We start from the raw sequence: 26,456 nt of genomic DNA, 5'->3' as shown, positions 1-26,456 counted from the left end.
GTAATATACGTCATACCGTAGTAAATCAACGCGGGGCCGCTGATGCGGGCCGCTGTCATGGAGCACCACGGTGGGCGCGTGTCGACTCGGGCGGTCGGGATATGCCGCCGCCGAGTACGCAATGAACTGGTCGCAAACAGCGAAGGAGGATGGACAATGAAGGTTCTCGCAGCCCGTTCGGCATATTTTTTGGCGATCTTGCGGATCGTCGCCGCACTCCTGTTCCTGGAGGCGGGGGTATACCACCTCTTTGAATGGCCGGCATTGCCGATGCCCGCGCCACCGCCCGAAATGGCGCCCTGGCTGTTCGCGGCCGGTCTGCTCGAGTTCGTCGGAAGCATGCTGCTCATCGTCGGGCTCTTCACCCGTCCGACTGCCTTCCTTTTGTCGGGAATGATGGCGGTCGCTTATTGGGGGTTCCACGTGCCGATGGGATTCTGGCCGGTCGCGAACATGGGGACTGCGGCCATCCTCTATTGCTTCATCTTCCTTTATTTCGCAGCGGCCGGCCCTGGCGCCTGGGCAATCGACAATGTCCGGGCGCGCGATCCGGAAGATCATGCCCTGCGGCGCTCGGTCGCCTGATTCTGGCCATCGCTGACCTATTCGAGCCAAGCCGCCGCGTCCCGAGCGCGCCGAGCTGACCATCAGGTTCGTCCAAACAAACGGGGATTCAATTGCCCGAACCCTGCATTTCGGCCGAAAGCGCGGATGCCGGTCGCCAACGCGGCTGGCCGAAGCGCCTGCTGCCATGGATCCCCATCGGCATGGCGCTCGCCTATCCTTGGACGTTGCGCCTTTTCCACGAGGCAATCGTCGCGCAGCCCCGGAGCGTCGTTCCGGCAATCTGGCTGATCCTCGCCTTCGCTCTGCCCCTCTCATGCCTGGTCTTCGCCTGGCGCTGCGCGGAACGATCTGGCGATGCGCTACCGGTTGTACGCCGCGTCGCTTTCGTCGCTTTGGCGGCACCGCCTTTGTTCGTGTCGACCGGCGTGATTTCGAGTTTGGTCAACTCTCCTGTCCCCGACCTATGGACCTGGTCTATCCTGTGGCTCGGACTCGGCATCGGCGCTGCGGTCGCGAGTTCCAAAGGGCAACCGCGACCGCCGGGGGTCATGACGGGCCGCTTGCGCGTGGCGCATGGCATCTCCGCTTTGGCCATCCTCCTTTTCGTGGCTTTCCATCTGACCAACCATCTGTTCGGATTGTTCGGACCCGTCATGCACGCGCAGGTGATGGCGATAGGGCGGGTCGTGTATCGCTCTCGATTCGTCGAACCGGTCCTCGTCGCGATCCTGCTTTTCCAGGTTGCGAGCGGCGTCAAGCTGGCATGGCGATGGAGCGCTCGTCCGCTCGATGCCGCGGGGGTGCTACAGGTCGGATCGGGCGCGTATCTCGCGGGGTTCATTCTCACCCATCTCAACTCGGCCTTCGTCTCGGCGCGATGGGTGTACAACATCCCGACCGACTGGGCCTGGGCGACGGGCGCCCCGGACGGTCTGTTAATGGACGCGTGGAACATCAGGCTGCTGCCGCATTATGCGCTCGGCGTCTTCTTCGTCATCGCCCACGTCTTTTGCGGCTTGCGCACGGTCTTGTTGGCGCACGGCGTCAGGCCGTCGTCCGCGAACCGTCTATGGGCGTCCGGTCTTCTATGCGCGGGCGGCGTGTCGCTTCTGATCACAGCTGCCCTTTGCGGGCTGCGCATCTGAGGTCGCCAGGACCGGAAGAGACTCAGGAAGCGGGTTGTGGCGGAAGCGGATAGACAATGAAGTCGGTATGCCGATCGACCATCGGCGCCGAACTCATCTTTGCAACCGCCCACTGGAGTTCTCCGATCGCCGACGGCGGCAGCGGGAGGGGGTGTTCCAACGGGTGCGCCGCGGCCTTCATCGGATAGTCCTGCCCGGGCGCATTGGTCATCTCGATATGCGCCCCGAGCAGCGCGCGAATCGGATGGCTGGCCGCGAAGGCGGCTAGCCGGTCGACGCTCGCGCGGAACTGGCCGAACTGTCCACGCGGCACGTAGAGCCTACCCGGGTAGAGCATGTCGCCCGAGAACAGCAATTGTGTGCGCACATCATAGACCATGATGTGCGCCGGCTGGTGGCCGGGGGTCGGGATAATGTCGAGAACGCGCCCGCCGAGATCGAAGCGAGCGACGTCCTTTGGCCAACTCTTGATACGAAAGAAGGTCGCGACATCTTCCGGCGCGAGGCCGACAATGTCGGTGTCGGGACGATCGCGAAATTCATCGTCACCCGCATGATGATCGCCATGGCCGTGCGAGTGCGCAACGATGAGGTGGAGCGAACGATCGCGATGTTTTGTCCGCCATTCGCTTATTATCCGGTCGATGGTCGGACGGATCCTGAGTCCTCCTGCGCCGGTGTCGATCAACAGCGCACGATCCTTGCCGAACAGCAGATAGAGGAACGGCGCTTCGAAGTTGGTTTCGACCGACTGACGAATGACGAATGTGTTGGCATCGATCATCTGGACCTGTGTCTCGGGTTCGTTCGCCGTTGCACCGTCGATCCAGTGCGCGAACTGCGGCAAATTGGGCCCGGAAGGCGCTGAGCCAAGCAGCAATACCGAACCGATCAGCGCCATGGAATGACGGCAGGTGGCCAGGCGGCGGGCGGTGCGAAACGAGGCGAGCAGGTCCATAGGCTCACCATATGAGGTATTACCTATTCCGACAAACGTAATATCATGGCAATCGCCACGGGCTCTACTTGTCAGAGACGTGCGCGAGAAAGCCGTCAGTCCGGACAGGCCATTTCCGATCGCCTCAATGAATCGTCTCGCCGCGCGCGCACATCCCGACGAATTTCGCGATCCGCGCGGCCCGCGTTTCCGGCTTCTTCGCGGTCTGCACGCGGTACAGGATCGCGTAGCGGTTCGCCCCGGTCAGCGTGTCGAAGAACGCCCGCGCGGCGGGCACCGCGTCCAGCGCGGCCGTCAAATCCTCCGGCTCCGCCGCGGTCGAGGCTGGGGCATAGGCCTTGTCCCAGCGCCCATCGGCCTTGGCCGCTTCGATCTCCGCCAGTCCCGCCGGCGCCAGCCGGCCGTCCGCTACCAGTTGCTCCGCGCGCTTGCGGTTGTTCTCCGACCATTTGCTGGTGCGCTTGCGCGGGGTGAAGCGGGTCAGGAACCAGGCCTCGTCATATTTGTCGATCTGCCCGTCGATCCAGCCATGGCATAGCGCGCCGTCGATCGCCTGCGCCTTGGTCAGGCTCGACGCAGCGTTGCCCGCCTTGGCGATCTTCAGCCACAGGCCGGCGGCATTTCCGCCGCGTGTCGCCAGCCACGTCTCCCACGCTTCGGCATCGACGAAGTCCAGCACCGGCAACCCGCCGCGTTCCTTATCCATCGCGCTCTCCATCGCCGCTCTCGCACACCCCTTGGCATTGCCGGCCTTGACTCTTCAATTACTGTGCATCATACAGTGTATATCACACACTATGTGAAGCACAGCTCATGCCGGTCGATGACGACACATTCGAGAAACTGCGCGTCGAGCTTCGGCGGGGGTCGCTGGTGCTCGCCGTGCTCGGGGCGCTGCGCGAGGAACGCTATGGCTATACGTTGCGCCAGTCGCTCGAGGATGCCGGGCTGCTGATCGACGAAGGCGCGCTCTATCCGCTGCTGCGCCGGCTCGAATCGCAGGGCCTGCTGATCAGCGAATGGCGCGAGGAGGCCAAGCGCACCAAGCGCTTCTACCGCCTCTCGGTCGACGGCACCGACACGCTCGCCGCGCTGCTCCACGAATGGAACGCGATTTCAGAATCGATCCTGCGCCTTACCGAAAAGGACAAATGAGATGGACCTGATCGACCGCTATCTCGCCGCGATCGCGCGGCGCCTGCCGGCGGACAAGGCCGACGATATCGTTGCCGAGATTCGCGACGACCTGCTCACCCGCCAGGAAGTGCGCGAGGACGCGCTCGGCCGCCCGCTCGACAGGAAAGAGGTCGCCGCGTTGATCAAGGAGGTCGGTCACCCGCTGATCGTCGCCTCGCGCTATCGGCCGCAGCAATATCTGATCGGGCCGGACGCCTTTCCGTTCTTCGTCGCGACCTTGCGCATCGTCGCGATGGTCCTGGCGCTGGCCTTCGCGGTCACCGCGGCGTCGAGCGTGGTGTTCGGCCATGCCGATATCGCCCATGCCCTCGGCCGCACGATGTCCAACCTGTTCGGTTCGGCGATGCTCGCCTTCGGCACGGTCGCCGCGGTGTTCTACGCGCTCGAACGCACCGGCTTCCCCGCCGACCATCTCGCCAAATGGCGGCCGCAGGACCTGCCCGAGGTCAAGGACAAGCAACCCAATGTCTGGGGATCGGCGTTCGAGGTCGCGATCGGGGTCTATTTCATCCTGTGGTGGTGCGGCTTGGTGCCGTTCCCGGCCTATTACAGCAACGTGAAGGGACTGACCCTGACGCCCGATCCGGTCTGGACCGCGATCTGGTGGCCGGTGCTGGCGTTGATGGTCGCGCGCCTGGTGTTCAACCTCGTCCAATGGCTGCGCCCGCGCTGGAAAGCGGTGCTGGCGGCGCTCGCGGTCGCCACAGCGGCGGGCGGGTTCGGCCTGGCCTATATAATCTATCAGGCCGGCCATTGGCTCACCGCGAGCGGCACGCTCCCCGCCGACAAACTGGCGCAGATCGATCGTGGCGTGAACATCGGCATCCACTGGGCGATCGTCGTGGTCGGCGCGATCCTGGTGCTCCAGGGTCTCCAGGAAGTGTGGCGCCTCGCCAGGTCGCGTCCGGGGGCGGTGGGCGTGAAGGCGATCTAAACCGCTTCTAGTGGTCGAAGCCAAATGTCTGAAATAATGTTTGAATAACGGCTCCGACCATAATGGACACGATAAGCTATTCCAAAGTATTGCGAATGCTCGTCTCCTGAACTTGATCGTCCCGCCCGGCGGGCGAGTCGTGGGGAGATGAGCGATGTCCGAAAAACTCATGCAATCGACCAAGGCCGCCGAAAGCAGCCGCGTGATCGCGTTCGAGAGTGCCGAGGTGGTACCAGGGATCGTCAACGGCACCTTTTTCCTGATCGTCACCGGCACCGCGCCGTGTTTCAACATGACCGTCAAACTCACCCCGCTGATCTACATCCGCCAGCCCGATTATTGGGGCATCGAGGTAGTCGGCACCTTGGCTGGCGGTATCTGCCTCGACGCGGTGAAACCGTATCATGTCTCCTTGCCGCTCACCGGTATCACCGGCACCAAGGGGATCGAGGTAATCGGGGCCAATCAGACCGAGCAATTCGACGTGTCCTAGCCTTGCTCGTATCGGGTATCCGACGCGAACGAGTTGCCGATATCGTGATCGACCGCCATGCTCCCGGCATGGCGGTCCGGCCGGCCGCGCTATTTCGGAGGATGCCCGATGAAGCTCCTGCTCTGCGCCGCTCCGCTGCTGCTATGGCCGCTCGGCTCGCTCGAAGCGGCCGCGCCGGCCGCCACCGCGTGCAACGTCATGGTCAGCGTGATCGATCCCGATCCTGCCGGCACCAATGTGCGCAAGACCCCCGGCGGCGCTGTCGCCGCGACGTTGCGCACACCGCGCACGGCCGACGACTGGATAGAGGTCCATGTCGTGGGCCAGGCGGGCGACTGGTTCGCGATCGACCGCGCCGATCTGGTCGGCGACGCGCGCAAGACGATCTTCCGCGGCAGCGGCTATATGCACCGCTCCGTCCTCGGGTCCGATGGGCTCGTCAACGGAGAGCCGATCCGTGCCGACCACGACGAACGCGTTGCGCAGATTCTGGCAGGGGAGATTGGCGACCAACCCGCTTATCTGCTCGGCTGTGCGGGCGATTTCGTGAAGATCCGCATCAAATCGGGGGTCGGCTGGACCAAGACATTGTGCCTCAACCAGCGCACGACCTGCGCCTGAACGCTATTTTGACGGGCTTGCTATTGCTCGTCAGGCTGCCGCGCAGTCCGGCCGAGCCAGCCCCAGCAGCAATTGGTCGACCACGCGGCCGACATCGCGTTGCGCCTGCGCCGGGTCGGCGGCGGTCGCCAGGAACAGCGCGCCTTCGCGCACCATGCCGAGCAGGACGTGCGCCAGCGGCGGCACTGGCTGCGGCGGGATTTCCCCCGCCGCGATCGCGCTGCTCAGCAGATGCTCGACCAGCGCCAGGCTGTAGCGGTCGCCGATCGCGCGCCAGCGTTCCCAGCCCAGCACCGCCGGTGCCTCGATCAGCGCGATCCGATGCACCTCCGGCTCGCGGCACAGGTCGAGCCATGCTCTGGTTCCGGCACGTATCCGATCGAGCGCGCCGCCCTCACCACCGGCGGCGGCGAGCCGGGCGATCGTCTGCTCCTCGATCGCCTCGAACACCGCGGCGAACAGCCCCTTCTTGTCCTCGAAATGGTGGTAGAGCGCGCCGCGCGTGACGCTGGCCGCCGCGACGATCTCCTCGGCGCTGACCTCGGCATAGCTGCGCTCGGTGAACAGCGCCCGCCCCGCCGCGATCAATGCGCCGCGCGTGGCGGTCGTCCGTTCGGCTTGCGTACGGCGTTCCGTTTTCATACAAACTGTATGTATGTTTCTGAGTCGAGCACACGCCATTGTCGGCACCGGACCGCGAAGTGCAAGCCAAAGCGCATCCCATCCATAGCGGCGACCATGCTGAGCCCGTCCGACCAGAGGACAATCATCTGTTTTCGTGAGGGAGTTCGAACCATGGACAAGACGATCGAAATTACCCGCGCGGCCGTGATTGCCGGCCTCGTCGCCGGCACGATCGACATCGGCGCGGCGGCGCTCATCAACCATGTCGGCCCGGCGCTGATCCTTCAGGGCATCGCCAGCGGGCTGATCGGAATGAAATCCTATGCCGGTGGTGCTGGGACCGTGACCTTGGGACTAGCGCTTCAGCTCGCCATGTCGATCGCGATCGCCGGCATCTACGCCGCCGCCGCGACGCGGCTCGCCTGGCTACGGACGCGCCCCGTCCTGGCCGGTCTGGCCTTCGGTCTCGGCGTGTTCGTCGTGATGAACTTGATCGTCGTGCCGCTATCGGCGTTCGGCCCCAAGCCGGCGCACATCTCGCTGGTCTGGCTGTTGCTCAATGTCCTGGCGATGCTGGTGTTCGGCGTGATCGTCGCGATGATCGTCCGCTGGGGCTTCCGGCGGGCGACGGCGGGATAATCGGGCTGCGCGCGAGCTACGCCGCGCGCTTCTCCAGCGCGTGCGCGGCTTCGGCCATCAATTGCGCGATGATGTCGGCGACTGGTTCTTCCTCTTTCACCATGCCGACCGACTGGCCGGCCATCAGGCTGCCATGCTCGATATCGCCGTCGATCACCGCACGGCGCAGCGCGCCGGCCCAATAATGTTCGATCTGCAACTGCGCCTCGGCCATCTCGACCGTGCCGTCGTTGAGCGATTGCGCGACTTCGAGCTGTTTGGCGGTGAACAATTCGGTCCCGGCATTCTTGAGCGCGCGGACCGGGATCACCGGCAGGCGCGGGTCGATCTGCACGCTGGCGACGGCGTCGCGGGCATTGGCGCGGAAGAACGCCTTCTTGAAATTGGGGTGCGCGATCGATTCGGTCGCGCAGGCGAAGCGCGTGCCGAGCTGGACGCCGGCCGCGCCCATGTCGAGATAGCCGGCGATCGCCTCGCCGCGGCCGATCCCGCCGGCAACGAACACCGGCACCTGCTCGGCGACCTCGGGCAGGATTTCCTGCGCCAGCACGCTGGTCGATACCGGGCCGATATGCCCGCCGGCTTCCATGCCCTCGACGACGAGGGCGTCGACGCCCGAGCGGATCAGCTTCTTGGCGAGTGCGAGCGCGGGAGCGAAGCAGATGAGCTTGGCGCCGTTTGCCTTGATCGCGTCGAGCGACCCCGTCGGGGGCAGGCCGCCGGCCAGCACGACATGGCCGACCCCATGCTTGCTGCAGACCTCGATCAGGTCGAACAGCATCGGGTGCATCGTGATCAGATTGACGCCGAACGGCTTGGCGGTGAGCTTCTTGGTCTCGGCGATCTCGTTATCGAGCAATTCGGGAGTCATCGCCCCGCACGCGATCAATCCGAACCCGCCGGCGTTGGACATCGCCGATACGAGGTGGCGTTCGCTCACCCAGGACATAGCGCCGCACAGGATCGCGACCTCGGAGCCGAGAAAATCCACGCCGCGCGCCATGCGCCGCTTTAGGCGCTCGGCGCCGATCGATGAAGGGGATGTCATGCCGCCGGACCTAGCCTTGCCCGGGGGTTTGGGGCAAGCCCGCGTCATGCGGCAGGAAACCACACGGCTCGTCGTTCGGACGCCCGGCCAGGGGTTGCACGACTATACCGAGGTGATTTGTCGTTGGGTTGCGGACAGCGGGATCGTCACCGGGCTGCTGACGGTTTTTATCCGTCACACCTCGGCCTCGCTGTTGATCCAGGAAAATGCCGCTCCCGCCGCGCGGCGCGACCTCGAGCACTATTTCGTCAGCATCGCACCCGAATCACACGATTACGAACATGATGACGAAGGTCCCGACGATATGCCCGCGCACCTGCGTGCCGCGCTGACCCAGACCAGCCTGACGATCCCGGCGATCGGCGGCCGCCCTGCGCTTGGGACGTGGCAAGGCATTTATGTGTTCGAACATCGCCATGCTCCGCATTCGCGGCAACTTGCGCTTCACCTCATCGGCGAGTGAGCAGCCCTTCTAATTCCGGACGCCCAACCCAAATCGAATTACCTCCTCAAGAACATCTATATTGATGTCCTTCAATTTCTTGAATTTGATGCAATAGCCAGTCACAGATGCTTTTCCGAGTTTTTGGCCATAAGTCTGGGCGAGGTATTTCTTGTCTTCTACGCCGATTATATAGACCGATATTCCGGTCGTATTCGCGCTCAGGCCGATTTGGTAAAATTCCCTGGTTTTACCATCGGCATATTCGATCGTCTGGGTTCCATATCCAATATTCGGATTGGAAACTGTTTTGCCTTCCTCGTTCCTGCCGTCCAGGAACCATGTTTTACAGGTCGGCGAGATGCGCAGGATGAGCTCGTGCAGCTCCCGCAGCTCATCGCCTTTCGGCTGGGGCTGCCCGGCAATATAGGCATGGATTTGCTCATCTATGGTCATGGCGGGAGCCCCCTTCCATCGTCACCACGCTCGTCGCGCGCCTGCGGACGGCGACTCTAGGCTTTGTGCCTCCAACGGCCCAGCCGCATCTCGCCCGTGGCGGACAGTCACGGGCGAGATGCGGCTGATCAGGCCGGGCCGTCGATCCCGCCGATTGGTTGATCCCCGGCATTCGGCAGGCAATGATGTGTTCGAGCACCGTCGGGCACCGCATCGGCGGCACCTCGCGCTTCATCTTATCGGCGAGTGAGTCTCGGGCCCTGCGCAGGCACTTCGAATGTCAGGAAACGACAGGGCCGCCGACCGGCACGATTTGTCGTCCCCAGGTCGCATTGGTGACGAAGGCGAAGCTGCCGTACATCGCCAGCGATCCGCAGAGCAGGCCGAGCCACCCGCCGAGATGGCCCAAAGCGGGCTGCCCCAGCGCCGCGCCCAGTCCCAGCAGGAAGAATGTGGGCCAGAGCGTGAGGAAGATCAGGAAGACGATGCGCGCCAATCGAAAGGTGCTGATCCAGAGACCGAGCGTCAGCACGCCCCACAACAATAGCGCGACCCCGACCGTCGGACCCGCCGACGAAATATCGATCACGCCGGTGTGCGCGAAAATCTGCAGCAGGCCGAACCACAGCCAAAAGGCGCCATAGCTCAGAAAGGCCGTCATTCCGAAGGTGTTGGCAAGCCGGACTTCGAGCAAGCCGGCGATGAGCTGGATCAGCCCGCCAAAAGCGAGCGCCAATGGCACGACCACGCCTTCGCCACCCGCGGGAAGCAGGCCGGCGTTGATGAGGCTGAGCAATATCGTCGTGAAGCCAAAGCCCACGAGGCCAAGAGCGGCAGGATTGGCCGGCGCCGGCACGGTGTTTGAATCAGGCACGAACCTCTCTCCCCCTAAGCGATCTTGCAGTTGACCTAACAAACACGGTTCGCCGCCACACAGTCAAGCGTGCGCCGCTCCGTGAGCCTGTTCAGCGTGCTTCAGGCCGCCGCTTCCTCGGCATCCAACCCATAAGCGGTATGCAGCACGCGCACCGCGAGCTCGGTCTCGTCCTCGTGGATCAGCACGCTGACCTTGATCTCGCTGGTCGAGATCGCCTGGATGTTGATGCCGCGCTCGCCGAGCGTGGTGAACATCTTCGACGCGACGCCGGCATGGCTCTTCATCCCGACGCCGACCACCGAGATCTTGGCGACGCGGGTGTCGTGGACCAGTTCCTCGAACCCGATCGATTCCTTGGCCTCGTTCAGCGCCTGGATCGACCGCGCCAGGTCGACCGCGGGGACGGTGAAGGTGACGTCGGTCGACCCCGCGCGCCCCGCGCTCTGGTGCGCGATGTTCTGGATGATCATGTCGACGTTGATATTGGCCTTGGCGAGCGGCGCGAAGATCGCCGCGACCGAGCCCGGCGTGTCGGACACGTTGGTCAGCGTGATCTTCGCCTCGTTCTTGTCGTGCGCGATGCCGGTGATCAGCTGGCGTTCCATGTCGTCGATCTCCTCTTCGCCCACGATCATCGTCCCGGGCAATGTATCCGCCATCGGCGCGTCCTCGCCAGTGAACGACGACAGCACCTGGACGCGGACATTTTCCTTCATCGCAAGGCCCACCGAGCGCGTCTGGAGCACTTTCGCCCCGACGCTCGCGAGCTCGAGCATTTCCTCGTACGTGACTTTCTTGAGCTTGCGCGCCCTCGGCACGATACGCGGGTCGGTCGTGTAGACGCCGTCGACATCGGTATAGATGTCGCAGCGATCGGCCTTCATCGCCGCCGCCACCGCCACTGCCGACGTGTCCGATCCGCCGCGGCCAAGCGTCGTGACGCGGCCCTGTTCGCCATCGGCGCTGTCGGCGACGCCCTGAAATCCCGGGATCACCGCGACCTGGCCCGAGGAGAGCGCGAGGTCGAGCGCGGCAGTGTCGATCTCCTCGATCCGGGCAGAGGCATGGGCGTCGCTGGTATGAATCGGCAACTGCCAGCCGAGCCAGCTCCGCGCCGGCACGCCGATCGCCTGGAGCGCGATCGCAAGCAATCCGCTGGTGACCTGCTCACCGGCCGAGACCACTACGTCATATTCGCGCGGATCGTAGAGCGACGACGCTTCGCGGCAGAAATTGACCAGCCGATCGGTCTCGCCGGCCATTGCCGATACCACCACGGCGACCTGGTTACCGGCATCGACCTCGCGCTTGACGCGATTGGCGACATTGCGGATTCGCTCTATCCCGGCCATCGACGTCCCGCCGAACTTCATGACAATACGGGCAGGGGGCGCGGCCATCGGAGGAGCGGAAGTCCTTTGGATTGGAGAGGCGCGCCTGATAGGAAGCCGCGATGGCAAGCGCAACCGTAACGTCTGTAACCACTATCGACCCCGAGGAAGCCGCGCATTTCGGCAAATTGGCGCGCGACTGGTGGGATCCCAAAGGCTCGTCGGCGATGCTCCATCGGCTTAACCCGCCGCGGCTGGGCTATATCAGGCGCCAAATCGATGCGCATTGGGGTGGCGATCTGGCGAGCTTCACGCCGCTGGCGGGGAAGCGCACGGTCGATGTCGGCTGCGGTGCCGGGTTGTTGTGCGAGCCGCTGGCGCGGCTAGGCGCCGAGGTCACCGGGATCGATGCCGCGGCGGAGAATATCGGCGTGGCGCGCACGCATGCGGCGCAATCGGGGCTGGCGATCGATTATCGCGCGGGCAGTGTCGAGCTGTTGGCCGGAGAGCGGTTCGACCTCGTCACCAGCATGGAAGTGATCGAGCATGTCACCGACCCGGCGGCGTTCGTCGCGGGGCTGGCTACCGCACTGGCCGAAGGCGGGTTGATGATCCTGTCGACGCCGAACCGCACCGCGCTGTCGCGTCTCGCGATGATCACGGTAGGTGAAGGCAGCGGGATGATCCCCAAGGGCACGCACGACTGGAGCAAGTTCCTGACGCCTGAGGAACTGACGGAGCTGGTCGAGGATGCGGGACTAAAGGTGATCGACGTCAGCGGGCTGAGCTTTTCGCCGGGTAAGGGGTTCAAGGTAAGCGACGACACCAAGCTCGACTATTTCCTGACCGCGGTTCGGGGGTAAATTTCCCTCTCCCTTCGGGAGAGGGAGGGAGCGCCCATAGGGCGCGGAAGGGTGAGGGCAGAGCGTTGCTCCAACCTGCCCTCACCTTTCCGCCGCTGCGCGGCTCCCTTCCTCTCCCAAGGGGAGAGGAATTTGGTCACGCCATCACATTCCGCCCACGCGCAACGCTCGTGCTATGCCCGACCACCGCATTGCGCGACTTCGCCCGGACCGTATCGACGAACAGCCAGTCGTTCGACACCTTCTCCGGCGTGATCGTCAGCGCCATGTAGCCGCGGTGCGAGGTGTCGCACCATTTGAGTTCGGGATTGCCTGCGACCAGCCCGGCGGCGACCGTCTTGGGATCGACCTTCACTTCGTGCTCGTAGCCGGGCGAGGTCACGCTGTGCCCGGCGAACTCGACGCCCGCCGCTTTGCCATCCTGCTTGAGATCGAACGCCCAGCCATTGTGGCTGTCGCCTGAAATCACCACCAGATTGGCGTTGGTCCCCTGTGCCGCGCGCAGGAAACGAGCACGCGCGGCCGGATAGCCGCCCCAATTGTCGTAATTGAACGGCAGGCCGAGCTTGCCCGCCTGGATACCGGCGAGGACGTAATTCTTCGCCCGCTCGCTGGCGTTCGGGTCGACCCAGCCAAGCGCGGCGGCGGGCATCACCGTCTCGCCCAGGATCGTGCCGAACCCGACCAACTGCCATTTCTGCCCTGCCGCGACCGATCGGCGCATGGCGTGGAACAGCCAGTCTTCCTGCTGCGTCCCCATCATCGTCGCGGCGGGATCCATCCAAGGGCCATCGCGGAACGCCTTGAGCGCCGCGACCGGGTCGGCCGCCTTGAACAAGGGCGCGATATCGGGCTGCTCGGTGCGCGCCAGCACGCGCGTTTCGGTGCGGAACAGCGTGGCGAGATCGCCGATTTCATAGGCTTTCCACGGCTCGTCGCTGACCGGCATCCATTCGCGATAGACCTGGATCGCGGCCATCTTGCGCAGCGTCCAGTCGCCTTCGTCGGGCTGGTGGTTCTCCGCGCCGCCTTCCCACGAATCATTGGCCGATTCGTGGTCGTCCCATTGCACGATCATCGGCAGGCGGGCGTGGAGCGCCTGGAGGTCGGGGTCGCTGCGATAGCTGGCATAGCGGATGCGGTAATCGGCGAGATGGACCAATTCGTTGGCCGGTTCGGTCGAACGCACCGTGTCCTTGGGGGCGGGATAGCCGCCGGTCTTATATTCGTAGAAATAGTCGCCGAGATGGATGGCGAGGTCGAGATCGTCGCGCGCCGCGGCGTGACCATAAGCGTTGAAATAGCCGAACGGCATGTTCGAGCAGGAGAAGATCGCCGCCCTGAACGCATTGGCCTGCGGCCCCGTCGGCAGCGTACGCGTCCGGCCGGTTGGCGATTTGGAGCCATCGGGACCGACGAAGCGGTAGAAATAATTGGTGCCCGGCTTGAGGCCATCGACGGTGATCTTGGTCGTCCAGTCACGCCACGGTCCGGTGATCGCCATGCCGTTGCCCGCGATTTTGGCGAAATCGGCCTGTTCGGACAGTTCGACCGTCAGATGGACGGGCTTGCCGTCGGCCGGGACGTAGCGCGTCCATAACAGCATCGAGTCGCTGGCCGGTTCGCCGCTCGCGACCGAATGGGTGAAGCCGGTCGCGGTGGTGACGTTAGTTGTCTGCGCGAACCCTGGGACGCTCCAGGCACCCAGTCCCAACGTGCCGGTGACGAGAAGCGAACGGCGATCGATCCGAAGCATGCGTTTCTCCTTGCGGTGCCGGCCCCCTTGCGCGCTTCATATGGCGCGTTCGTGACAGGTCCGGTACGGACGCGGCCATGTTGCTACGGATGATGCGTGGGGGGCAAGCGGGCGCACCGCTGATCCTGGGTCTGATCTTCCTGTTCGCGGTGCTGTCGGTGCTGCGGCCGGTCAATCATGACGAGAGCCAATATGTCGCCGCCGCGATCCTTGCGCGCAACGCATTGCCGTGGCGCGACTTCGCTTATTTCCAGACGCCGTTGCAGCCGGTGTTGTTCGCACCCTTCGCGGTCGGCCTGGGGACACTGGCCTGGCCGGGACTGCGAGTGCTCAATGCGGTGCTCGGCGTGGTCGCGGTGCTGATGGTCGGTCGTGCGGCGCGGGCGGCGGGCGCGACATCGCGGATGGCGATCATCGTCGCCGGCTTGTTTGCAGGAACCGACGTCCTGCTGTTCAGTGCGGGGACCGCGCGCAACGATGCGCTTCCCGCCGCCGCGTTGGCGGGTGCGCTGGTGCTGATCGCGCGCGCGGCGCAAGGGCAAGGCTCGACGCGCCACGCGCTGCTGACCGGGTTCCTGCTCGCGCTCGCTGCGGGAGCCAAGATCAGCTACGCGATCCCGGCGGTCGCTTATTTCGTCTGGGCATTGCTCGACCGGCGCCATCGTCCGGTGATGATCGCGCTCGGCACGCTGCCGGTAATCGCGCTGATCGGCTGGATGGTCGCGCAAGCGCCCGAAGCGGCGCGGTTCGAGATGATGACCTTTCCGGCGCTCGCTCCCGACCAGATGTACCGCGATGCTGGCCGTGCGTTCAAATTGTCGCTCGGGTTCAAGGCGATCGATACGCTCAAATTTCTCGCTCTCGGCACCGCACTGCCCGCGATCGTCGCGGTCGCGGCGCGCTGGCGGCGCGACGAACAGGGAGTGGCGCGGCTGCTCGACATGTTGATCGTGGCGGGGCTGGTCGCGGCGTTGCTGCCCGAGCCGACCTGGCGGCAATATCTGCTTCCCGTTCTGCCGCCGTTGTTCGTGCGGCTGGCATTATTGTGGGAAAGCCGGCCGCCGGCGCGCTGGGAGCGGATCGCGTTCGCGGTGTTCTTCTTCGCCGGCCTGGCGCCGTCGGTCGAGGCGATGGTGCTGACCGCCGAGCATGGCGCGCCGATGGCCAATGCGGTGGCCGACGGCGCGCGGCTGACCGCGGCGATGGACCAGCAAGGGGTGACCGGCATGGTCGCGACGCTATCGCCGCAATATGTCGCCGCGACCGGCCGCGCGATCGATCCGCGGTTCGCCGCCGGGCCGTTCTATTTCCGCAGCCACGATCTGCTCGATCCGGCGAGCGAGCGGAGGCTCAACCTGGTGTCGGCGAAGAATTTGAACGGCGCGGCACTGCCGGATGCGGTGCTGGTCGGCGGCGATGCCGATGCCGAAGGTGGCGATGCCGCGCTCGAGGCGAAGCTCGCGGCCTGGGCGGCACCCCACGCAGTCGGCATCGCGCGGTTGAACGGGAAGTTTACGCTCTACGTGCTGCGCTGACGCCGGCGCCGTCGCCGTCACGCGCGTCGATTAGCGACTGGTAATAGGCCATCAGGTCGACGGCATGTTCGCGGTCGGTGCGGACGCGGCCGGCCGCGACTTTTGCCGCCTTGCGCAGGATAGCGGGTTCGCGCACGAACAAGCGCTGGATCGCGGCAGCGGCCGACACGGCGTCACGCGCGCGATAGGTTTCGCTGGTCAGAGGGTCTGCAACCTCGGCACAGCCGCCGGTATCGGGGACGATCAGCGGCAGGCCCGACGCCATCGCCTCGGACGGGACCAGCCCGAACGGCTCGGCCTCGGAGCCGTGGATCAGCGCGTCGGCGCTCGCCATGATCCGCGCCAGTTCGTTGCGTTCGTAAACCGGCCGGAACAGCCGGATATGCGGGTTGCCGTCGATCCGCGCCTCGAGCCGCTTGCTCTCGGGACCAGTGCCAAGCAGCATCAGACCGACGGGCAATTTGTCGCCCGCCATGCGCACCGCATCGATCACCAGCGGCCAGCGCTTCTCGCCATGATGGCGGCCGATCCCGATCAGCAGATGCCCTTCGGGCGGCAGGTCGACCTGCCGCAGCATCGCCGCGCGCAATCGCTCGTCGCGCAGACCGGGCGAGAAATGGCTGCGCTCGATGCCCAGGGTCATCGCGGCATCGATCCGGACACCGCGCCGCGTCAGCCGCTTCTGGAGCGCCGGGCCGTTGGTGACGACGGTGTCGTAGAGCGTCAGAAAGCGGTTCATGTACCGCGCATAGAGGGCGCAGGCCTCCTCGATCTGCTCGGGCGGGGCCAGCCCCTCGAGCCAGCGCATCGGATAGGCCGCGATATTGTCGTTGTGCATGAAGAACGACTTGAGCGCACTGCCCTGCCACTTGCCGACGATCCAGGCTGGGCGCCATGGCGACGAGGTTTCGACGACGTCGGGCTGCAATTGGTCGAGCCAGCGCCAGATCGGCTCGTAGCGTGAGAACAGGCCGTAATTCTTGTCAAACGGCAGACCCGGCGACTTGATATAGATGATCTTGCCGCCGCCGGCGCGTTCCTCGACCCGGTCTTCCTTGCCGCAGGCGATGCAGATCAGTTCGTGGCCCATATCGGCCATGATCGACATCTTGCGGTCGATATAGGTCCGCACGCCGCCACCGGTCGGCGAGTAGAATTCGTTGACGTCGACGACCAGCATCGCGCGCGGCCTAGATCTGGCGCTTGATCAGCGCCTGGACCGCGAAGAACGCGGCAAAGGCGACATGGACCACGAGCGTCAGCGCGGTGGTGAAGGCGATCAAATTGGCGAGATCGACATTGGTCGCGTTGCTGTTGCTGTGAACGAGAATCGCACTGGTCATCGTCGCGAAGACCAGATCCTTGTTCACGAACGGCAGGCGCGACACCAGCATGCGCACGGCGGACAGGATCAACCAGGCGCCGATGCCGACATTGGGCAGCCCGAAATGCCAGGCGAAGGCGATCAGCACGCAGCCGACCGTCAGGCGCGCGGCATGAATCCAGAAAATCCACCACAGCGTCTTGCGGTCGAGCGAGAACACTTTGCGCGAGAAGATCAGGAACGGCAGGCACATCGCGATCACGACGGGGATGCCGACGGCCAGGCCGGTATAATAACGTGGCGGCAGCACCTCGAGCGCGAACGGCAGCGCCAGCGCGGTCATGACCAAGGTCATCATGTTGCCGGAAATCGCCGACAGGATCGAGACGTCCTTGACCGCCCCGAACGGGGCCGCGACCATCGCCGCGCGTTGCCGCGCCCAGGCGTAGAAATAGGCATCGCCCGAATAACCGACCACCGCCTCGTTCGCGATGCGCTTCTTGATCAGAGCGCCGAATCCCTCGAACGGAATTTTCCACAACCGGCGGAAGATGATGTAATCGCCAGTCGGCGGCGAAATGTAGAGCAACGCGAAGGCTATGTAATAGAGCCAGCTGTTGGGCGCAGCGTGGCTGAACCCTGCCAGACCCGAGCCGAGCAGTTGCTTCGCCAGCCCCGCGATCATCGCCAGGCTCAGCACGCCGGCGATGATCATCGGCCAGCGGCTCTTCAGGCTCCTGACGGGTTCGAGCCCGGCGAGGTCCTCGGCCGCATCAACAATCTTGGGCGCCAGACCGGCGGCAGGATTGTTGGATGCCCCGACAAAGCCGCTGTTCATCGACGCTCCAAAATCTGTTCATCCAAATGCGGCAGTTTAGTCTCCAATCGGACCTGCCCGGAAATAATGGCCGCTTAACGGCAATGCACGAGCACGACAATTGGCCCGCGACAAGCCGGTTGCCGCGAGCGCCGCGCGATTTGGGGGTGGAAAGGGCGAATGACAAGCACTATGTTGCAGCGCAGCATCGTTTCGGAGGCAAATAAGTCGGTTTTGCCCTAATTTTTTCGCTTCCGAGAAACTTTTGACACAAATCGACGTTAGCGCGCCAATTCATGCTCAGTCCTTACGCCCCCGTAAGAATCCTGACTTTCGCTCATAGCCTTCAGGGCGGCGGGGTCGAACGCGCGATGTTGCGGATGATCCGCGGCTGGGTCGAAATAGGGCAGCACGTTACCTTGGTGCTGAGTTCGGCGCGGGGGCCGCTGGCGGCCGAAATCCCCGACGGCGTGCAACTGATTGAGCTCGGTACGACTCATCTCGGCATGATCCGCGCGCTTCCCCAGGCAGTGAAGAGCGCCGCGCCCGATATCGTGTTCTGTCCGGGCAATCATTATTCCAGCGCGGTCGCCTGGCTGAAGCTGCGGCTCGGTCGCGATTGTCCGCCGGTGGTGGGCAAGGTGTCCAACCGGCTCGACCGCGGGGATCAGCATTTTCCGGTGGCGCAGGGCTATCGCGCGTTCCTGCGTTCCTATCCCAGCTTCATCGATCATCTGGTCGCGATGAGCCCGGCGATGGCCGAGGAAACGGTACGGATGACCGGAATCGGTGCCGATCGCGTCAGCGTGATCGCCAATCCGCCGAGCCCCGAGCCGATCGGGGCGCCGACTCCGCCGCTGCCGGGTGCCGACTATCTGATCGGGATCGGCCGGCTGACGCCGCAAAAGCGCTGGGACCGAGCGATCTCCGCGCTGGCGCGGGTCGAACGCCGCGACGTCAAGCTGATGATTGTCGGCGAGGGAGAGGTTCGCGGCGAACTGGAGAACCAGATCGACGCGCTGGGTCTGCGCTCGCGCGTCCATCTGCCCGGCTATTCGACCAATCCGCGCCCCGCTTTGGCCCAGGCGCGCGCGTTGGTGCTGACCTCGGACTTCGAAGGTGTGCCCGGCGTGCTGCAGGAAGCATTGGCGCTCGGCACGCCGGTGGTCGCCACCGACTCGAGCGTCGCGATCCGTGAGATCGTCGCACATCCGCGTCTCGGCAGCGTCGTGCCCACCGACGATCCGCTCGCTTTGGTCTCCGCGTTCGACCATTGGCTCGCCCCCGGCCGGCCACGTCCCGACCCCGTGCCCGAACGTGGGCGCGATTCGATCGAACGCTATGTCAGGCTGTTCGAAGAGCTGGTGCTCGATCGCAAGCTCAGGTCGCTGAGGGATTAGGGTTCGCCTGGCGAATCCATTCGCCGCCCGATTGATGCTCAGCCATAGGTAACTCTGGCGCGCCGTTGCAGCGCAGCATATGCTTACCCTATGCGGATCGCGATCATCGATACCAGCACGACTCGTGCGGCGATCATATCTGAAGGTCTGCGCGAGGCGGGACTCGACGATCTCATCCTGATCGACAATTCGAATGCGCTCGTCGCGCAAATCGAGGCAGCCAACCCCGAAGTCGTGCTGATCAACCTCGAAAACCCCAGCCGCGACGTGCTGGAGGAATATTTCGCGGTGTCGCGGGCGCTGGCCAAACCGATAGCGATGTTCGTCGATCAGAGCAATCCCGAGACGACCGCCGCGGCGATCGATGCCGGCGTCTCGGCCTATATCATCGACGGTCTGTCGAAACAGCGGATCATGCCGATCGTCGATCTCGCGGTGCGACGCTTCAACGCCTTTTCGCGGCTCCAGGACGAACTCCACGAGGCGCGCAACGCGCTGGCCGACCGCACCGCGATCGACAAGGCGAAGGCGATCCTGATGCGCCGCCGCGCGATCGACGAGCCCGCCGCTTATGCCTTGCTGCGCAGCCACGCGATGCAATCCAACCGCCGCATCGCCGACGTGGCGGAAGCGATCATCACCAGCGCGGCATTGATGGGGGACGATATTTGACGCTCGACCGCATCCGGATCGGCTTTCTGCCGCTGGTCGACGCCGCCTTGCCGATTCTGGCGCGCGAGCGGGGATTCGCCGCAGCGCACGGACTCGAGATCGAATTGGTTCGCGATCTCAGTTGGGCGACGGTGCGCGACCGCCTGCTCTATGGCCATACCGATGCCGCGCACATGATCGCACCGCTGGCGATCGCCACCGCGCTCGGCCGTGGCCGCCCGGCGGTCGAGATCGACGTGCCGTTCGCGCTCGGCCTCAACGGCAACGCGATCACCTTCTCGATCCCGCTCGCGGCCGAAACGCTGGAAAGCGGCCAACTCGGCGACCCGCGGACCGTCGGAGAACGCCTCCGCCAGGTCGCATTGGCGCGGGCGCAAGCGGGTCGCCCGCTCCGCTTCGGCGTTGTCCATCGCTATTCGAGCCACAATTACATGCTGCGCTACTGGTTGGCGGCGGTCGGCATCCGGCCCGACATGGATGTCGAGATCGTCACGACCAGCCCGCCTTTCGCCGCGGACGCGCTTGCCGCGGGAGAGGTCGACGGCATCTGCGTCGGCGAACCGTGGAACAGCGTGGCGGTCGATCGCGGGGTCGGACGGATTGCGCTGGTGACGGCGCAAATCTGGCGGCGCGGGGTCGAGAAGGTGCTCGCGATGCGGCGCGAGACGGTGCGCGGATCGCCCGAATTGGTCGAACGGCTGATTCGTGCGCTGCACGATGCCGCGGCGCATTTCGTCGAGCCGGACGCAGCCGAAGAGAATGCACGGATCCTGGCGCAGCCCGCTTATCTGGCGGCGCCGGAGGAGACGATCCTGCGCGCGATCACCGATCGCGTCCGTTTGTCGCAAGGCGCGACCCCGCTCCACATTCCCGATTTCATGTTCCAGTTTCGCGAGGCGGCGAACTTTCCGTGGCGCAGCCAGGCGGCGTGGCTCTATTCGCAAATGACGCGGTGGGACGGCACGCCTTTCTCGGCCGAAGAAGCCGCCCGCGCCGAAGGCGTGTTCAGGCCGGACCTGTATCGCGCTGCGCTGGCTGGGTCGTCGGCGATCCTGCCGGGCGCGAGCTCGAAACTGGAAGGTGCGATCGGCGATCCGCTCGGTGCCGGATCGGTCCAGGGGCGGCTTGTGCTTGGCGCCGATCGCTTCTTCGACGGCCGCGCGTTCGATCCCGACGATGCGCAGGCGTATCTGGCGTCGCTGCCCTGATTTTTGCTGCAAGTGCGAAATAAGCTTGCGTCCGGCGAGCGAATCACGCATCATCCCTTTCGCAGGGCAATGACGCTCGGCACGAAATAACCGCGACGACCTCCACCGACGGGGGTAATTGCGGGGCGGGTCCGACGATCCGCCAAGGCAACGAAGCCGCCCCGACGCGCCAATATTGGCTGCCGTCGGGGCGGCTTTTTTCTTGTCCATCGCACGCGAAGGGGATCCGCATGGCGACCGCATTCTGGAACAGGGAACAAGGCAGGCAGCAGGACGGCTTCTGGTCGAGCGGGCATGTCCCGACGCTGATCGCCGCGTTCCTTTATTTCGACCTCGCCTTCATGGTCTGGGTATTGCTGGGGCCGCTCGCCCCGGAAATCGCCAAGACATTGGCGCTGACGCCGGCCGAAAAGGGCCTGATGGTGGCGACGCCGACGCTCGCCGGCGCAGTGCTGCGCGTGGTCAACGGCCTGCTCGTCGACCGTATCGGTCCCAAACGCTCGGGCACGATCAGCCAGATCATCGTCATCGCCGGACTGCTGACCGCCTGGTTGGCCGGCGTAACCAGCTTTGCCGGCACCTTGGCGCTCGGCGTCATTCTCGGGTTTGCCGGGGCGAGCTTCGCGATCGCGCTGCCGCTGGCGAGCCGCTGGTACCCGCCGCAGCATCAGGGCAAGGCGATGGGGATTGCCGGCATGGGCAATTCGGGCACCGTGCTCGCCGCTCTGTTCGCGCCCTTGCTGGCCAAGGCGTTCGGTTGGAACGCCGTGCTCGGCCTGGCCTGTATTCCGCTGGTGCTCGTGCTGATCGCCTATCAGTTGATGGCGCGCGATGCGCCCAACCGCCCCGCGCCCAAGTCGCTCGCCGAATATCTCCACCCGCTCAAATCGGCCGACGCCTGGTGGCTGATGGGCTTCTATTCGGTGACCTTTGGCGGGTTCGTCGGACTCGCCGCCTCGCTGCCGATCTATTTCACCGATCGCTTCGGGCTGACGCCGGTGGCCGCCGGCTATTGCACTGCCGCCTGCGTGTTCGCCGGCTCGCTGGTTCGGCCGCTCGGCGGCGCGATCGCCGACCGGATCGGCGGTGTGAAGGCACTGACCGCCGTGTTCGCCGCCGCCGCGCTCGCGCTGGTGGCGGTCAGCATGGCGCCGACCCTGGTCATGGCGATGGCGATGTTCGTGCTGGCCATGCTGGCGCTGGGGGTCGGCAACGGATCGGTGTTCCAGCTGGTGCCGCAGCGGTTTGCCGAAGAGATCGGCGTGATGACCGGGCTGGTCGGCATGGCGGGCGGCGTTGGCGGTTTCTACCTCGCCTCTTCGCTCGGCATCGCCAAGCAGCTGACTGGCAGCTTCGCACCCGGCTTCCTGATCTTCGCGGGACTCGCACTGGTCGCCGGACTCGGTCTGCTGATCGTCAAGCATTCCTGGCGCCGGCGCTGGGGCGCGGCGGCAGGCGTGCGGATCTGAACGAGAGCAGGGGAGACACGCGATGAAACCTGCCTGGTTGATCCTTGGAAGCGTGCTGGCGGCAAGTCCCGCCATGGCGCAGGACATCAAATTGAAGCCACTGATCGATGCGCGGTTGCGCTATGAAACTGTCGATCAGGCGGGGCAGCCGAAAGATGCGGAGGCGGCGACCATCCGCATCCGCAGCGGGGTGCAGGCGAGCAGCGGGCCGCTTTCCGCGATCGTCGAAATGCAGGGCACCCTTGCGCTGGTCGGCGACTATTATGACGGACTGCATGGCGCCGCCACGCGCCCGCTGATCGCCGACCCGCAGAATATCGCGCTGTACCGCGCGCAGCTCCAATATCGCACCAAAGCCGTCGCCCTGACCGTCGGCCGCCAGCGGATAGCGCTCGACGACGAGCGCTTCGTCGGTGCGGTGCCGTTTCGCCAGAACAGCCAGACCTTCGATGCCGCACGCTTCGAATGGACGGGCGTGAAAGGGCTGAAAGCCGACCTGACCTATGCCTGGCGGGTCAACACCGTCTGGGGAATCGACGGCGTGGGCGCGCGGCCGCGGTCGATCGGGGGCGACAATGTGCTGGGCAATTTGTCCTATGCCAGCCCGCTCGGCACGATCACCGGCTTCGCCTATCTGGTCGACCAGGACGAAGCCGCGGTGCAGGGGTTCCGCCTGTCGAGCCAGACCTATGGCGCGCGGCTGGCTGGCGCGCGCCCGCTCGGCAAGGGGGTCAAATTCTCTTACCAGCTGAGCTACGCGACCCAGTCCGATTATGACCGCAACCCCAATCGCTATCGCGCCGATTATTATCTGATCGACGGCGGACTCGATCTCCACGCGGTCAAGCTCGGCGCGGGGTATGAAGTGCTCGGCGCCGACAAGGGTGCCGCGCTCACGTCCTTCCAGACGCCGATCGCGACCGGCTTCAAGTTCCAGGGCTGGGCCGACAAGTTCCTGACGACGCCGCCCGATGGCGTCCGCGATCTCTATGGCAATCTCGGCTATGGCTGGAAACAGGCGGGGCCGTTCAAGGCATTGACGCTGCAGGCGGTCTATCACCGCTTCGCCAGCGACCGGCATAGCCGCCTCTATGGCGACGAGATCGACCTGCTCGCCAGCGCCAAGCTGGGCAAGACCAGCCTTTCCGCCCGCTACGCCGATTACCAGGCGGACGGCTTCGCCACCGATACCCGCAAATTCTGGCTGCAGCTCGATTGGAGCTTGTGATGGATTTCCTTGTTTCCGCGTCCAACCCTGACTCCGAGCCGGACGCGCCGTCCGGCTCGGAGTCGGGCCTTCCCCATCTGGTCGTCATCGGCAACGGCATGGCCGGATGCCGCGCGGTCGAGGAACTGATCGCTCGCGACGCCGGGCGTTACCGGGTGACGATCTTCGGCGCCGAACCGCGGGTGAACTACAACCGCATCATGCTGTCGCCGGTGCTGGCGGGCGAGAAGACGTTCGACGACATCGTGATCAACGACGCCGCCTGGTACGCGGATAACGGAATCGAGCTGGTCGCCGGCGATCCGGTGGCGGCGATCGACCGCGCCGACAAGACCGTAACCGCGCGATCGGGCCGGTCGGTGCGCTACGACAAATTGCTGATCGCGACCGGATCCGACCCGTTCATCATTCCGGTGCCGGGCAAGGAGCTGCCCGGCGTGATCACCTTCCGCGACATGGACGACGTCGATCATATGCTGGCGGCGGCCGATCGCGGCGGCAGCGCGGTGGTGATCGGCGGCGGGCTGCTGGGGCTGGAGGCGGCGCACGGCCTGTCGCTGCGCGGGATGAAGGTCACCGTGCTCCACTTGATGCCGACCCTGATGGAGCGCCAGCTCGACGAAGCGGCAGCCTGGCTGCTCAAATCGGCGCTGGAGGCGCGCGGCCAGACCGTCCTGACCGGCGCCGACACCGCCGAGATCCTGGGCGACGGCAAGGTCGAAGCGGTGCGGCTCAAGGACGGACGCGACATCCCTGCCGACCTGGTAGTGATGGCGGTCGGCATCCGACCCGCGGTCGGTTTGGCGCGCGCGGCCGGCCTGGCGGTGGGGCGCGGCATCCAGGTCGACGACCATATGGTCACCAGCGACCCCGACGTGCTCGCGGTCGGCGAATGCGTCGAGCATGACGGTCAGGTCTACGGGCTGGTGGCGCCGCTCTGGGATATGTGCCGGGCGCTGGCTGACGGACTGGTCGAGCGGCCGAGCGGCTATCGCGCCAGCGTCACCTCGACCAAGCTCAAGGTGGCCGGGCTCGACGTATTCTCGGCGGGTGATTTCGCCGGCGGTGAAGGATGCGAGGACATCGTGCTGCGCGATGCCAGCCGCGGCGTCTACAAACGCGTCGTGCTCAAGGACGACCGCGTGGTCGGCGCGGTGCTCTATGGCGATACCGCCGATGGCGGCTGGTATTTCGACCTGATGAAGCGAGGGGAGGATATCTCCACCACGCGCGACCTGTTGATCTTCGGCCAGGCCTTCGCCTCGGGAGGGGGGCAAGCGGACCCTAAGGCGGCCGTTGCGGCACTCTCCGACGGAGCGGAGATTTGCGGCTGCAACGGCGTCAACAAGGGTCAGGTCGTCTCCTGCATCGCCAAAGGTGCGCACAGCCTCGATGCGGTACGCTCGGGCTGCAAGGCAAGCGCGAGTTGCGGATCGTGTACCGGGCTGGTGGAGACCCTGCTCGCACTGACACTCGGCGAGGATGTCGAGGCGGGCCCGAAGACGATGTGCAAATGCACCAGCTTCGGCCATGACGACGTCCGGCGCGAGATCGTCGCGCAAGGCATGCGCTCGATCCCCGAGGTGATGCACAAGCTCCACTGGTCGACGCCGGATGGATGTTCGAGTTGCCGCCCGGCGCTCAATTACTATCTGCTCTGCGCCTGGCCCGGCGAGTATGAGGACGACCAGCAGAGCCGCTTCGTCAACGAACGCCTCCACGCCAACATCCAGAAGGACGGCACCTATTCGGTCGTCCCGCGCATGTGGGGCGGCATCACCAGCCCGCGCGAGCTGCGCGCGATCGCCGACGTGGTCGAGAAATACGACGCGCCGATGGTCAAGGTGACCGGCGGCCAGCGGCTCGACATTTTCGGGATCAAGAAAGAGGATTTGCCTGCGGTCTGGGCCGACCTCAACGCCGCCGGCATGGTCTCGGGCCATGCCTACGGCAAGGCGCTGCGCACGGTGAAGACCTGTGTCGGCTCTGAATGGTGCCGCTTCGGCACCCAGGATTCGACCGGGCTGGGCGTCAAGCTCGAGCGCGGTTTCTGGGGCAGCTGGATGCCGCACAAGTTCAAGATGGCGGTCTCCGGTTGTCCGCGGAACTGCGCCGAGGCGACGATCAAGGATTTCGGCGTGGTCTGCGTCGACTCGGGCTACGAACTCCATGTCGGCGGCAATGGCGGCATCCATGTCCGCGCGACCGATCTGTTGACCAAAGTCGCGAGCGAGGAAGAGGCGATCCACGTCGCCGCCGCCTTCGTCCAGCTCTACCGCGAGGAGGCGCGCTATCTCGAGCGCACCGCGCCGTGGATCGAGCGCGTCGGGCTGCAACATATCAAGGATCGCGTGGTCGAGGACGAAGCCGGCCGCGACGCGCTCGCCGAGCGCTTCTGGTATTCGCAGAAATTCAGCCAGGACGATCCCTGGGCCGAACGCGCCTCGGGCGCGGCGCGCGAACAACATGCGCATATGGCGCATTTTCAACCTTTGGCATTGGAGGTCGCGGAATGATCGGCGATTGGCTCGATATTGGCTGGCTCGATCAAATTCCGGTTCGCGGCAGCCGCACCGTCACCGTTTCGGGCGGCGAGGAAGTCGCGGTGTTCCGCACCGCCGACAATCGCGTCTTCGCGCTCGCCAATCGCTGTCCGCATAAAGGCGGACCGCTCAGCCAGGGCATCGTCCACGGCCACAGCGTCGCCTGTCCGCTGCACAATTGGCGGATCGCGCTCGCGACCGGCGAGGCGCAGGGCGAGGACAAAGGCTGCGCGCCGACGATCCCGGTCAAGGTCGATGCCGGCCGCGTGCTGCTGTGCCGCACCTCGACGCTGAAAGCCGCCGCCTGAC

At 65.1% G+C, this 26,456-nt stretch carries 27 protein-coding genes; 17 read left to right on the top strand and 10 right to left on the bottom strand.

Going from position 1 to position 26,456, the window contains the following annotated elements:
* Nucleotides 1-156: 156 nt before the first annotated feature.
* Nucleotides 157-585 carry a DoxX family protein gene (locus tag AC1DSD_RS14275; protein WP_478030998.1) on the top strand — a complete coding sequence of 143 codons (429 nt, stop codon included), beginning with the start codon at nucleotides 157-159 and terminating at the stop codon, nucleotides 583-585.
* A 182-nt stretch (nucleotides 586-767) separates the two neighbouring features.
* On the top strand, nucleotides 768-1,712 hold the full coding sequence (locus AC1DSD_RS14270; protein WP_478030997.1) for a hypothetical protein: 945 nt from the start codon (nucleotides 768-770) through the stop codon (nucleotides 1,710-1,712).
* 22 nt (nucleotides 1,713-1,734) lie between these two features.
* Here the strand turns inward: AC1DSD_RS14270 and AC1DSD_RS14265 are convergent, their stop codons facing one another.
* A complete protein-coding gene (locus tag AC1DSD_RS14265; RefSeq protein ID WP_478030996.1) occupies nucleotides 1,735-2,670 on the bottom strand; it encodes an MBL fold metallo-hydrolase in 936 nt (311 codons plus the stop codon).
* Nucleotides 2,671-2,794: 124 nt separating this feature from the next.
* On the bottom strand, nucleotides 2,795-3,376 hold the full coding sequence (locus tag AC1DSD_RS14260; protein WP_478030995.1) for a YdeI/OmpD-associated family protein: 582 nt from the start codon (nucleotides 3,374-3,376) through the stop codon (nucleotides 2,795-2,797).
* 107 nt (nucleotides 3,377-3,483) lie between these two features.
* Between AC1DSD_RS14260 and AC1DSD_RS14255 the strand changes: the two genes are divergently transcribed.
* From AC1DSD_RS14255 to AC1DSD_RS14240, 4 genes are all read left to right on the top strand, one after another.
* Nucleotides 3,484-3,825 carry a PadR family transcriptional regulator gene (locus AC1DSD_RS14255; RefSeq protein ID WP_478030994.1) on the top strand — a complete coding sequence of 114 codons (342 nt, stop codon included), beginning with the start codon at nucleotides 3,484-3,486 and terminating at the stop codon, nucleotides 3,823-3,825.
* A gap of 1 nt (nucleotide 3,826) precedes the next feature.
* Nucleotides 3,827-4,801 (top strand): hypothetical protein, encoded by a 975-nt coding sequence (locus AC1DSD_RS14250; protein ID WP_478030993.1) that lies wholly within the window; start codon nucleotides 3,827-3,829, stop codon nucleotides 4,799-4,801.
* Nucleotides 4,802-4,955: 154 nt separating this feature from the next.
* Nucleotides 4,956-5,294, top strand: coding sequence for a hypothetical protein (locus tag AC1DSD_RS14245; RefSeq protein ID WP_478030991.1), 339 nt, complete (start codon nucleotides 4,956-4,958; stop codon nucleotides 5,292-5,294).
* Between the two features lie 108 nt (nucleotides 5,295-5,402).
* Entirely contained in the window at nucleotides 5,403-5,915 is a 513-nt protein-coding gene (locus AC1DSD_RS14240; protein WP_478030989.1) for a hypothetical protein, read from the top strand.
* Nucleotides 5,916-5,945: 30 nt separating this feature from the next.
* Here the strand turns inward: AC1DSD_RS14240 and AC1DSD_RS14235 are convergent, their stop codons facing one another.
* Nucleotides 5,946-6,557, bottom strand: coding sequence for a TetR/AcrR family transcriptional regulator (locus tag AC1DSD_RS14235; RefSeq protein ID WP_478030987.1), 612 nt, complete (start codon nucleotides 6,555-6,557; stop codon nucleotides 5,946-5,948).
* 153 nt (nucleotides 6,558-6,710) lie between these two features.
* On the opposite strand from AC1DSD_RS14235, the gene AC1DSD_RS14230 reads away from it, so the two are divergent.
* Nucleotides 6,711-7,178, top strand: a complete 468-nt coding sequence (locus tag AC1DSD_RS14230) for a hypothetical protein (RefSeq protein WP_478030985.1) — start codon at nucleotides 6,711-6,713, stop codon at nucleotides 7,176-7,178.
* A 16-nt stretch (nucleotides 7,179-7,194) separates the two neighbouring features.
* On the opposite strand, the gene AC1DSD_RS14225 is transcribed toward AC1DSD_RS14230, so the two are convergent.
* Nucleotides 7,195-8,226, bottom strand: a complete 1,032-nt coding sequence (locus AC1DSD_RS14225) for an NAD(P)H-dependent flavin oxidoreductase (protein ID WP_478030983.1) — start codon at nucleotides 8,224-8,226, stop codon at nucleotides 7,195-7,197.
* A gap of 46 nt (nucleotides 8,227-8,272) precedes the next feature.
* Here AC1DSD_RS14225 and AC1DSD_RS14220 point away from each other — a divergent pair, with 46 nt between their 5' ends.
* The gene (locus AC1DSD_RS14220; protein WP_478030982.1) at nucleotides 8,273-8,689 is read left to right on the top strand and encodes a secondary thiamine-phosphate synthase enzyme YjbQ; all 417 of its coding nucleotides are present in this window, start codon (nucleotides 8,273-8,275) and stop codon (nucleotides 8,687-8,689) included.
* Between the two features lie 9 nt (nucleotides 8,690-8,698).
* Here the strand turns inward: AC1DSD_RS14220 and AC1DSD_RS14215 are convergent, their stop codons facing one another.
* The 3 genes from AC1DSD_RS14215 to AC1DSD_RS14205 all read right to left on the bottom strand — a co-directional run bounded on the left by AC1DSD_RS14215 (nucleotide 8,699) and on the right by AC1DSD_RS14205 (nucleotide 11,401).
* Nucleotides 8,699-9,124: a DUF1801 domain-containing protein gene (locus AC1DSD_RS14215; RefSeq protein ID WP_478030980.1), complete on the bottom strand. Its 426-nt coding sequence runs from the start codon at nucleotides 9,122-9,124 to the stop codon at nucleotides 8,699-8,701.
* 280 nt (nucleotides 9,125-9,404) lie between these two features.
* Nucleotides 9,405-9,998: an acetate uptake transporter gene (locus AC1DSD_RS14210; protein ID WP_478030979.1), complete on the bottom strand. Its 594-nt coding sequence runs from the start codon at nucleotides 9,996-9,998 to the stop codon at nucleotides 9,405-9,407.
* A gap of 101 nt (nucleotides 9,999-10,099) precedes the next feature.
* Nucleotides 10,100-11,401 carry an aspartate kinase gene (locus tag AC1DSD_RS14205; RefSeq protein ID WP_478030978.1) on the bottom strand — a complete coding sequence of 434 codons (1,302 nt, stop codon included), beginning with the start codon at nucleotides 11,399-11,401 and terminating at the stop codon, nucleotides 10,100-10,102.
* Nucleotides 11,402-11,454: 53 nt separating this feature from the next.
* On the opposite strand from AC1DSD_RS14205, the gene ubiG reads away from it, so the two are divergent.
* On the top strand, nucleotides 11,455-12,195 hold the full coding sequence (gene ubiG / locus AC1DSD_RS14200) for a bifunctional 2-polyprenyl-6-hydroxyphenol methylase/3-demethylubiquinol 3-O-methyltransferase UbiG (RefSeq protein WP_478030977.1): 741 nt from the start codon (nucleotides 11,455-11,457) through the stop codon (nucleotides 12,193-12,195).
* A gap of 136 nt (nucleotides 12,196-12,331) precedes the next feature.
* On the opposite strand, the gene AC1DSD_RS14195 is transcribed toward ubiG, so the two are convergent.
* Nucleotides 12,332-13,951, bottom strand: a complete 1,620-nt coding sequence (locus AC1DSD_RS14195) for an alkaline phosphatase D family protein (protein WP_478030975.1) — start codon at nucleotides 13,949-13,951, stop codon at nucleotides 12,332-12,334.
* Nucleotides 13,952-14,028: 77 nt separating this feature from the next.
* On the opposite strand from AC1DSD_RS14195, the gene AC1DSD_RS14190 reads away from it, so the two are divergent.
* Nucleotides 14,029-15,486: a DUF2029 domain-containing protein gene (locus AC1DSD_RS14190; RefSeq protein WP_478030973.1), complete on the top strand. Its 1,458-nt coding sequence runs from the start codon at nucleotides 14,029-14,031 to the stop codon at nucleotides 15,484-15,486.
* Here the strand turns inward: AC1DSD_RS14190 and AC1DSD_RS14185 are convergent.
* Together AC1DSD_RS14185 and AC1DSD_RS14180 are read right to left on the bottom strand one after the other, a co-directional pair.
* Nucleotides 15,464-16,666: a glycosyltransferase gene (locus AC1DSD_RS14185; RefSeq protein ID WP_478030971.1), complete on the bottom strand. Its 1,203-nt coding sequence runs from the start codon at nucleotides 16,664-16,666 to the stop codon at nucleotides 15,464-15,466. The genes AC1DSD_RS14190 and AC1DSD_RS14185 overlap by 23 nt on opposite strands.
* Before the next feature lie 10 nt (nucleotides 16,667-16,676).
* A complete protein-coding gene (locus AC1DSD_RS14180) occupies nucleotides 16,677-17,648 on the bottom strand; it encodes a hypothetical protein (protein ID WP_478030969.1) in 972 nt (323 codons plus the stop codon).
* A gap of 275 nt (nucleotides 17,649-17,923) precedes the next feature.
* Here AC1DSD_RS14180 and AC1DSD_RS14175 point away from each other — a divergent pair, with 275 nt between their 5' ends.
* From AC1DSD_RS14175 to nirD, 7 genes are all read left to right on the top strand, one after another.
* Nucleotides 17,924-19,027 carry a glycosyltransferase gene (locus AC1DSD_RS14175; protein ID WP_478030968.1) on the top strand — a complete coding sequence of 368 codons (1,104 nt, stop codon included), beginning with the start codon at nucleotides 17,924-17,926 and terminating at the stop codon, nucleotides 19,025-19,027.
* A 90-nt stretch (nucleotides 19,028-19,117) separates the two neighbouring features.
* Nucleotides 19,118-19,699, top strand: a complete 582-nt coding sequence (locus AC1DSD_RS14170; protein WP_478030966.1) for an ANTAR domain-containing response regulator — start codon at nucleotides 19,118-19,120, stop codon at nucleotides 19,697-19,699.
* A complete protein-coding gene (locus AC1DSD_RS14165; RefSeq protein ID WP_478030964.1) occupies nucleotides 19,696-20,907 on the top strand; it encodes a CmpA/NrtA family ABC transporter substrate-binding protein in 1,212 nt (403 codons plus the stop codon). The genes AC1DSD_RS14170 and AC1DSD_RS14165 overlap by 4 nt, the downstream gene beginning before the upstream one ends.
* 230 nt (nucleotides 20,908-21,137) lie before the next feature.
* Complete coding sequence (locus AC1DSD_RS14160) at nucleotides 21,138-22,376, top strand: nitrate/nitrite transporter (protein ID WP_478030962.1); 1,239 nt, start codon at nucleotides 21,138-21,140, stop codon at nucleotides 22,374-22,376.
* A 22-nt stretch (nucleotides 22,377-22,398) separates the two neighbouring features.
* Nucleotides 22,399-23,604 carry an alginate export family protein gene (locus tag AC1DSD_RS14155; protein WP_478030961.1) on the top strand — a complete coding sequence of 402 codons (1,206 nt, stop codon included), beginning with the start codon at nucleotides 22,399-22,401 and terminating at the stop codon, nucleotides 23,602-23,604.
* Entirely contained in the window at nucleotides 23,604-26,120 is a 2,517-nt protein-coding gene (gene nirB, locus AC1DSD_RS14150; RefSeq protein ID WP_478030959.1) for a nitrite reductase large subunit NirB, read from the top strand. Before AC1DSD_RS14155 ends, nirB begins: the two co-directional genes overlap by 1 nt.
* Complete coding sequence (gene nirD, locus AC1DSD_RS14145; RefSeq protein WP_174543173.1) at nucleotides 26,117-26,455, top strand: nitrite reductase small subunit NirD; 339 nt, start codon at nucleotides 26,117-26,119, stop codon at nucleotides 26,453-26,455. The genes nirB and nirD overlap by 4 nt, the downstream gene beginning before the upstream one ends.
* The last annotated feature ends 1 nt before the right edge of the window (nucleotide 26,456 follow it).

Source organism: Sphingomonas sp. P4_D12, assembly GCF_056401895.1.
This window is presented reverse-complemented; position numbering and strand designations above follow the sequence as displayed.

Excerpts from the sequence above, each read along its gene's own strand:
- AC1DSD_RS14275 (WP_478030998.1), top strand. The coding sequence starts at position 157 with ATGAAGGTTCTCGCAGCCCGTTCGGCATATTTTTTGGCGATCTTGCGG.
- AC1DSD_RS14270 (WP_478030997.1), top strand. The coding sequence starts at position 768 with ATGGCGCTCGCCTATCCTTGGACGTTGCGCCTTTTCCACGAGGCAATC.
- AC1DSD_RS14265 (WP_478030996.1), bottom strand. The coding sequence starts at position 2,670 with ATGGACCTGCTCGCCTCGTTTCGCACCGCCCGCCGCCTGGCCACCTGC.
- AC1DSD_RS14260 (WP_478030995.1), bottom strand. The coding sequence starts at position 3,376 with ATGGATAAGGAACGCGGCGGGTTGCCGGTGCTGGACTTCGTCGATGCC.
- AC1DSD_RS14255 (WP_478030994.1), top strand. The coding sequence starts at position 3,484 with ATGCCGGTCGATGACGACACATTCGAGAAACTGCGCGTCGAGCTTCGG.
- AC1DSD_RS14250 (WP_478030993.1), top strand. The coding sequence starts at position 3,827 with ATGGACCTGATCGACCGCTATCTCGCCGCGATCGCGCGGCGCCTGCCG.
- AC1DSD_RS14245 (WP_478030991.1), top strand. The coding sequence starts at position 4,956 with ATGTCCGAAAAACTCATGCAATCGACCAAGGCCGCCGAAAGCAGCCGC.
- AC1DSD_RS14240 (WP_478030989.1), top strand. The coding sequence starts at position 5,403 with ATGAAGCTCCTGCTCTGCGCCGCTCCGCTGCTGCTATGGCCGCTCGGC.
- AC1DSD_RS14235 (WP_478030987.1), bottom strand. The coding sequence starts at position 6,557 with ATGAAAACGGAACGCCGTACGCAAGCCGAACGGACGACCGCCACGCGC.
- AC1DSD_RS14230 (WP_478030985.1), top strand. The coding sequence starts at position 6,711 with ATGGACAAGACGATCGAAATTACCCGCGCGGCCGTGATTGCCGGCCTC.
- AC1DSD_RS14225 (WP_478030983.1), bottom strand. The coding sequence starts at position 8,226 with ATGACATCCCCTTCATCGATCGGCGCCGAGCGCCTAAAGCGGCGCATG.
- AC1DSD_RS14220 (WP_478030982.1), top strand. The coding sequence starts at position 8,273 with ATGCGGCAGGAAACCACACGGCTCGTCGTTCGGACGCCCGGCCAGGGG.
- AC1DSD_RS14215 (WP_478030980.1), bottom strand. The coding sequence starts at position 9,124 with ATGACCATAGATGAGCAAATCCATGCCTATATTGCCGGGCAGCCCCAG.
- AC1DSD_RS14205 (WP_478030978.1), bottom strand. The coding sequence starts at position 11,401 with ATGGCCGCGCCCCCTGCCCGTATTGTCATGAAGTTCGGCGGGACGTCG.
- ubiG (WP_478030977.1), top strand. The coding sequence starts at position 11,455 with ATGGCAAGCGCAACCGTAACGTCTGTAACCACTATCGACCCCGAGGAA.
- AC1DSD_RS14195 (WP_478030975.1), bottom strand. The coding sequence starts at position 13,951 with ATGCTTCGGATCGATCGCCGTTCGCTTCTCGTCACCGGCACGTTGGGA.
- AC1DSD_RS14190 (WP_478030973.1), top strand. The coding sequence starts at position 14,029 with ATGTTGCTACGGATGATGCGTGGGGGGCAAGCGGGCGCACCGCTGATC.
- AC1DSD_RS14185 (WP_478030971.1), bottom strand. The coding sequence starts at position 16,666 with ATGCTGGTCGTCGACGTCAACGAATTCTACTCGCCGACCGGTGGCGGC.
- AC1DSD_RS14180 (WP_478030969.1), bottom strand. The coding sequence starts at position 17,648 with ATGAACAGCGGCTTTGTCGGGGCATCCAACAATCCTGCCGCCGGTCTG.
- AC1DSD_RS14175 (WP_478030968.1), top strand. The coding sequence starts at position 17,924 with ATGCTCAGTCCTTACGCCCCCGTAAGAATCCTGACTTTCGCTCATAGC.
- AC1DSD_RS14170 (WP_478030966.1), top strand. The coding sequence starts at position 19,118 with ATGCGGATCGCGATCATCGATACCAGCACGACTCGTGCGGCGATCATA.
- AC1DSD_RS14160 (WP_478030962.1), top strand. The coding sequence starts at position 21,138 with ATGGCGACCGCATTCTGGAACAGGGAACAAGGCAGGCAGCAGGACGGC.
- AC1DSD_RS14155 (WP_478030961.1), top strand. The coding sequence starts at position 22,399 with ATGAAACCTGCCTGGTTGATCCTTGGAAGCGTGCTGGCGGCAAGTCCC.
- nirB (WP_478030959.1), top strand. The coding sequence starts at position 23,604 with ATGGATTTCCTTGTTTCCGCGTCCAACCCTGACTCCGAGCCGGACGCG.
- nirD (WP_174543173.1), top strand. The coding sequence starts at position 26,117 with ATGATCGGCGATTGGCTCGATATTGGCTGGCTCGATCAAATTCCGGTT.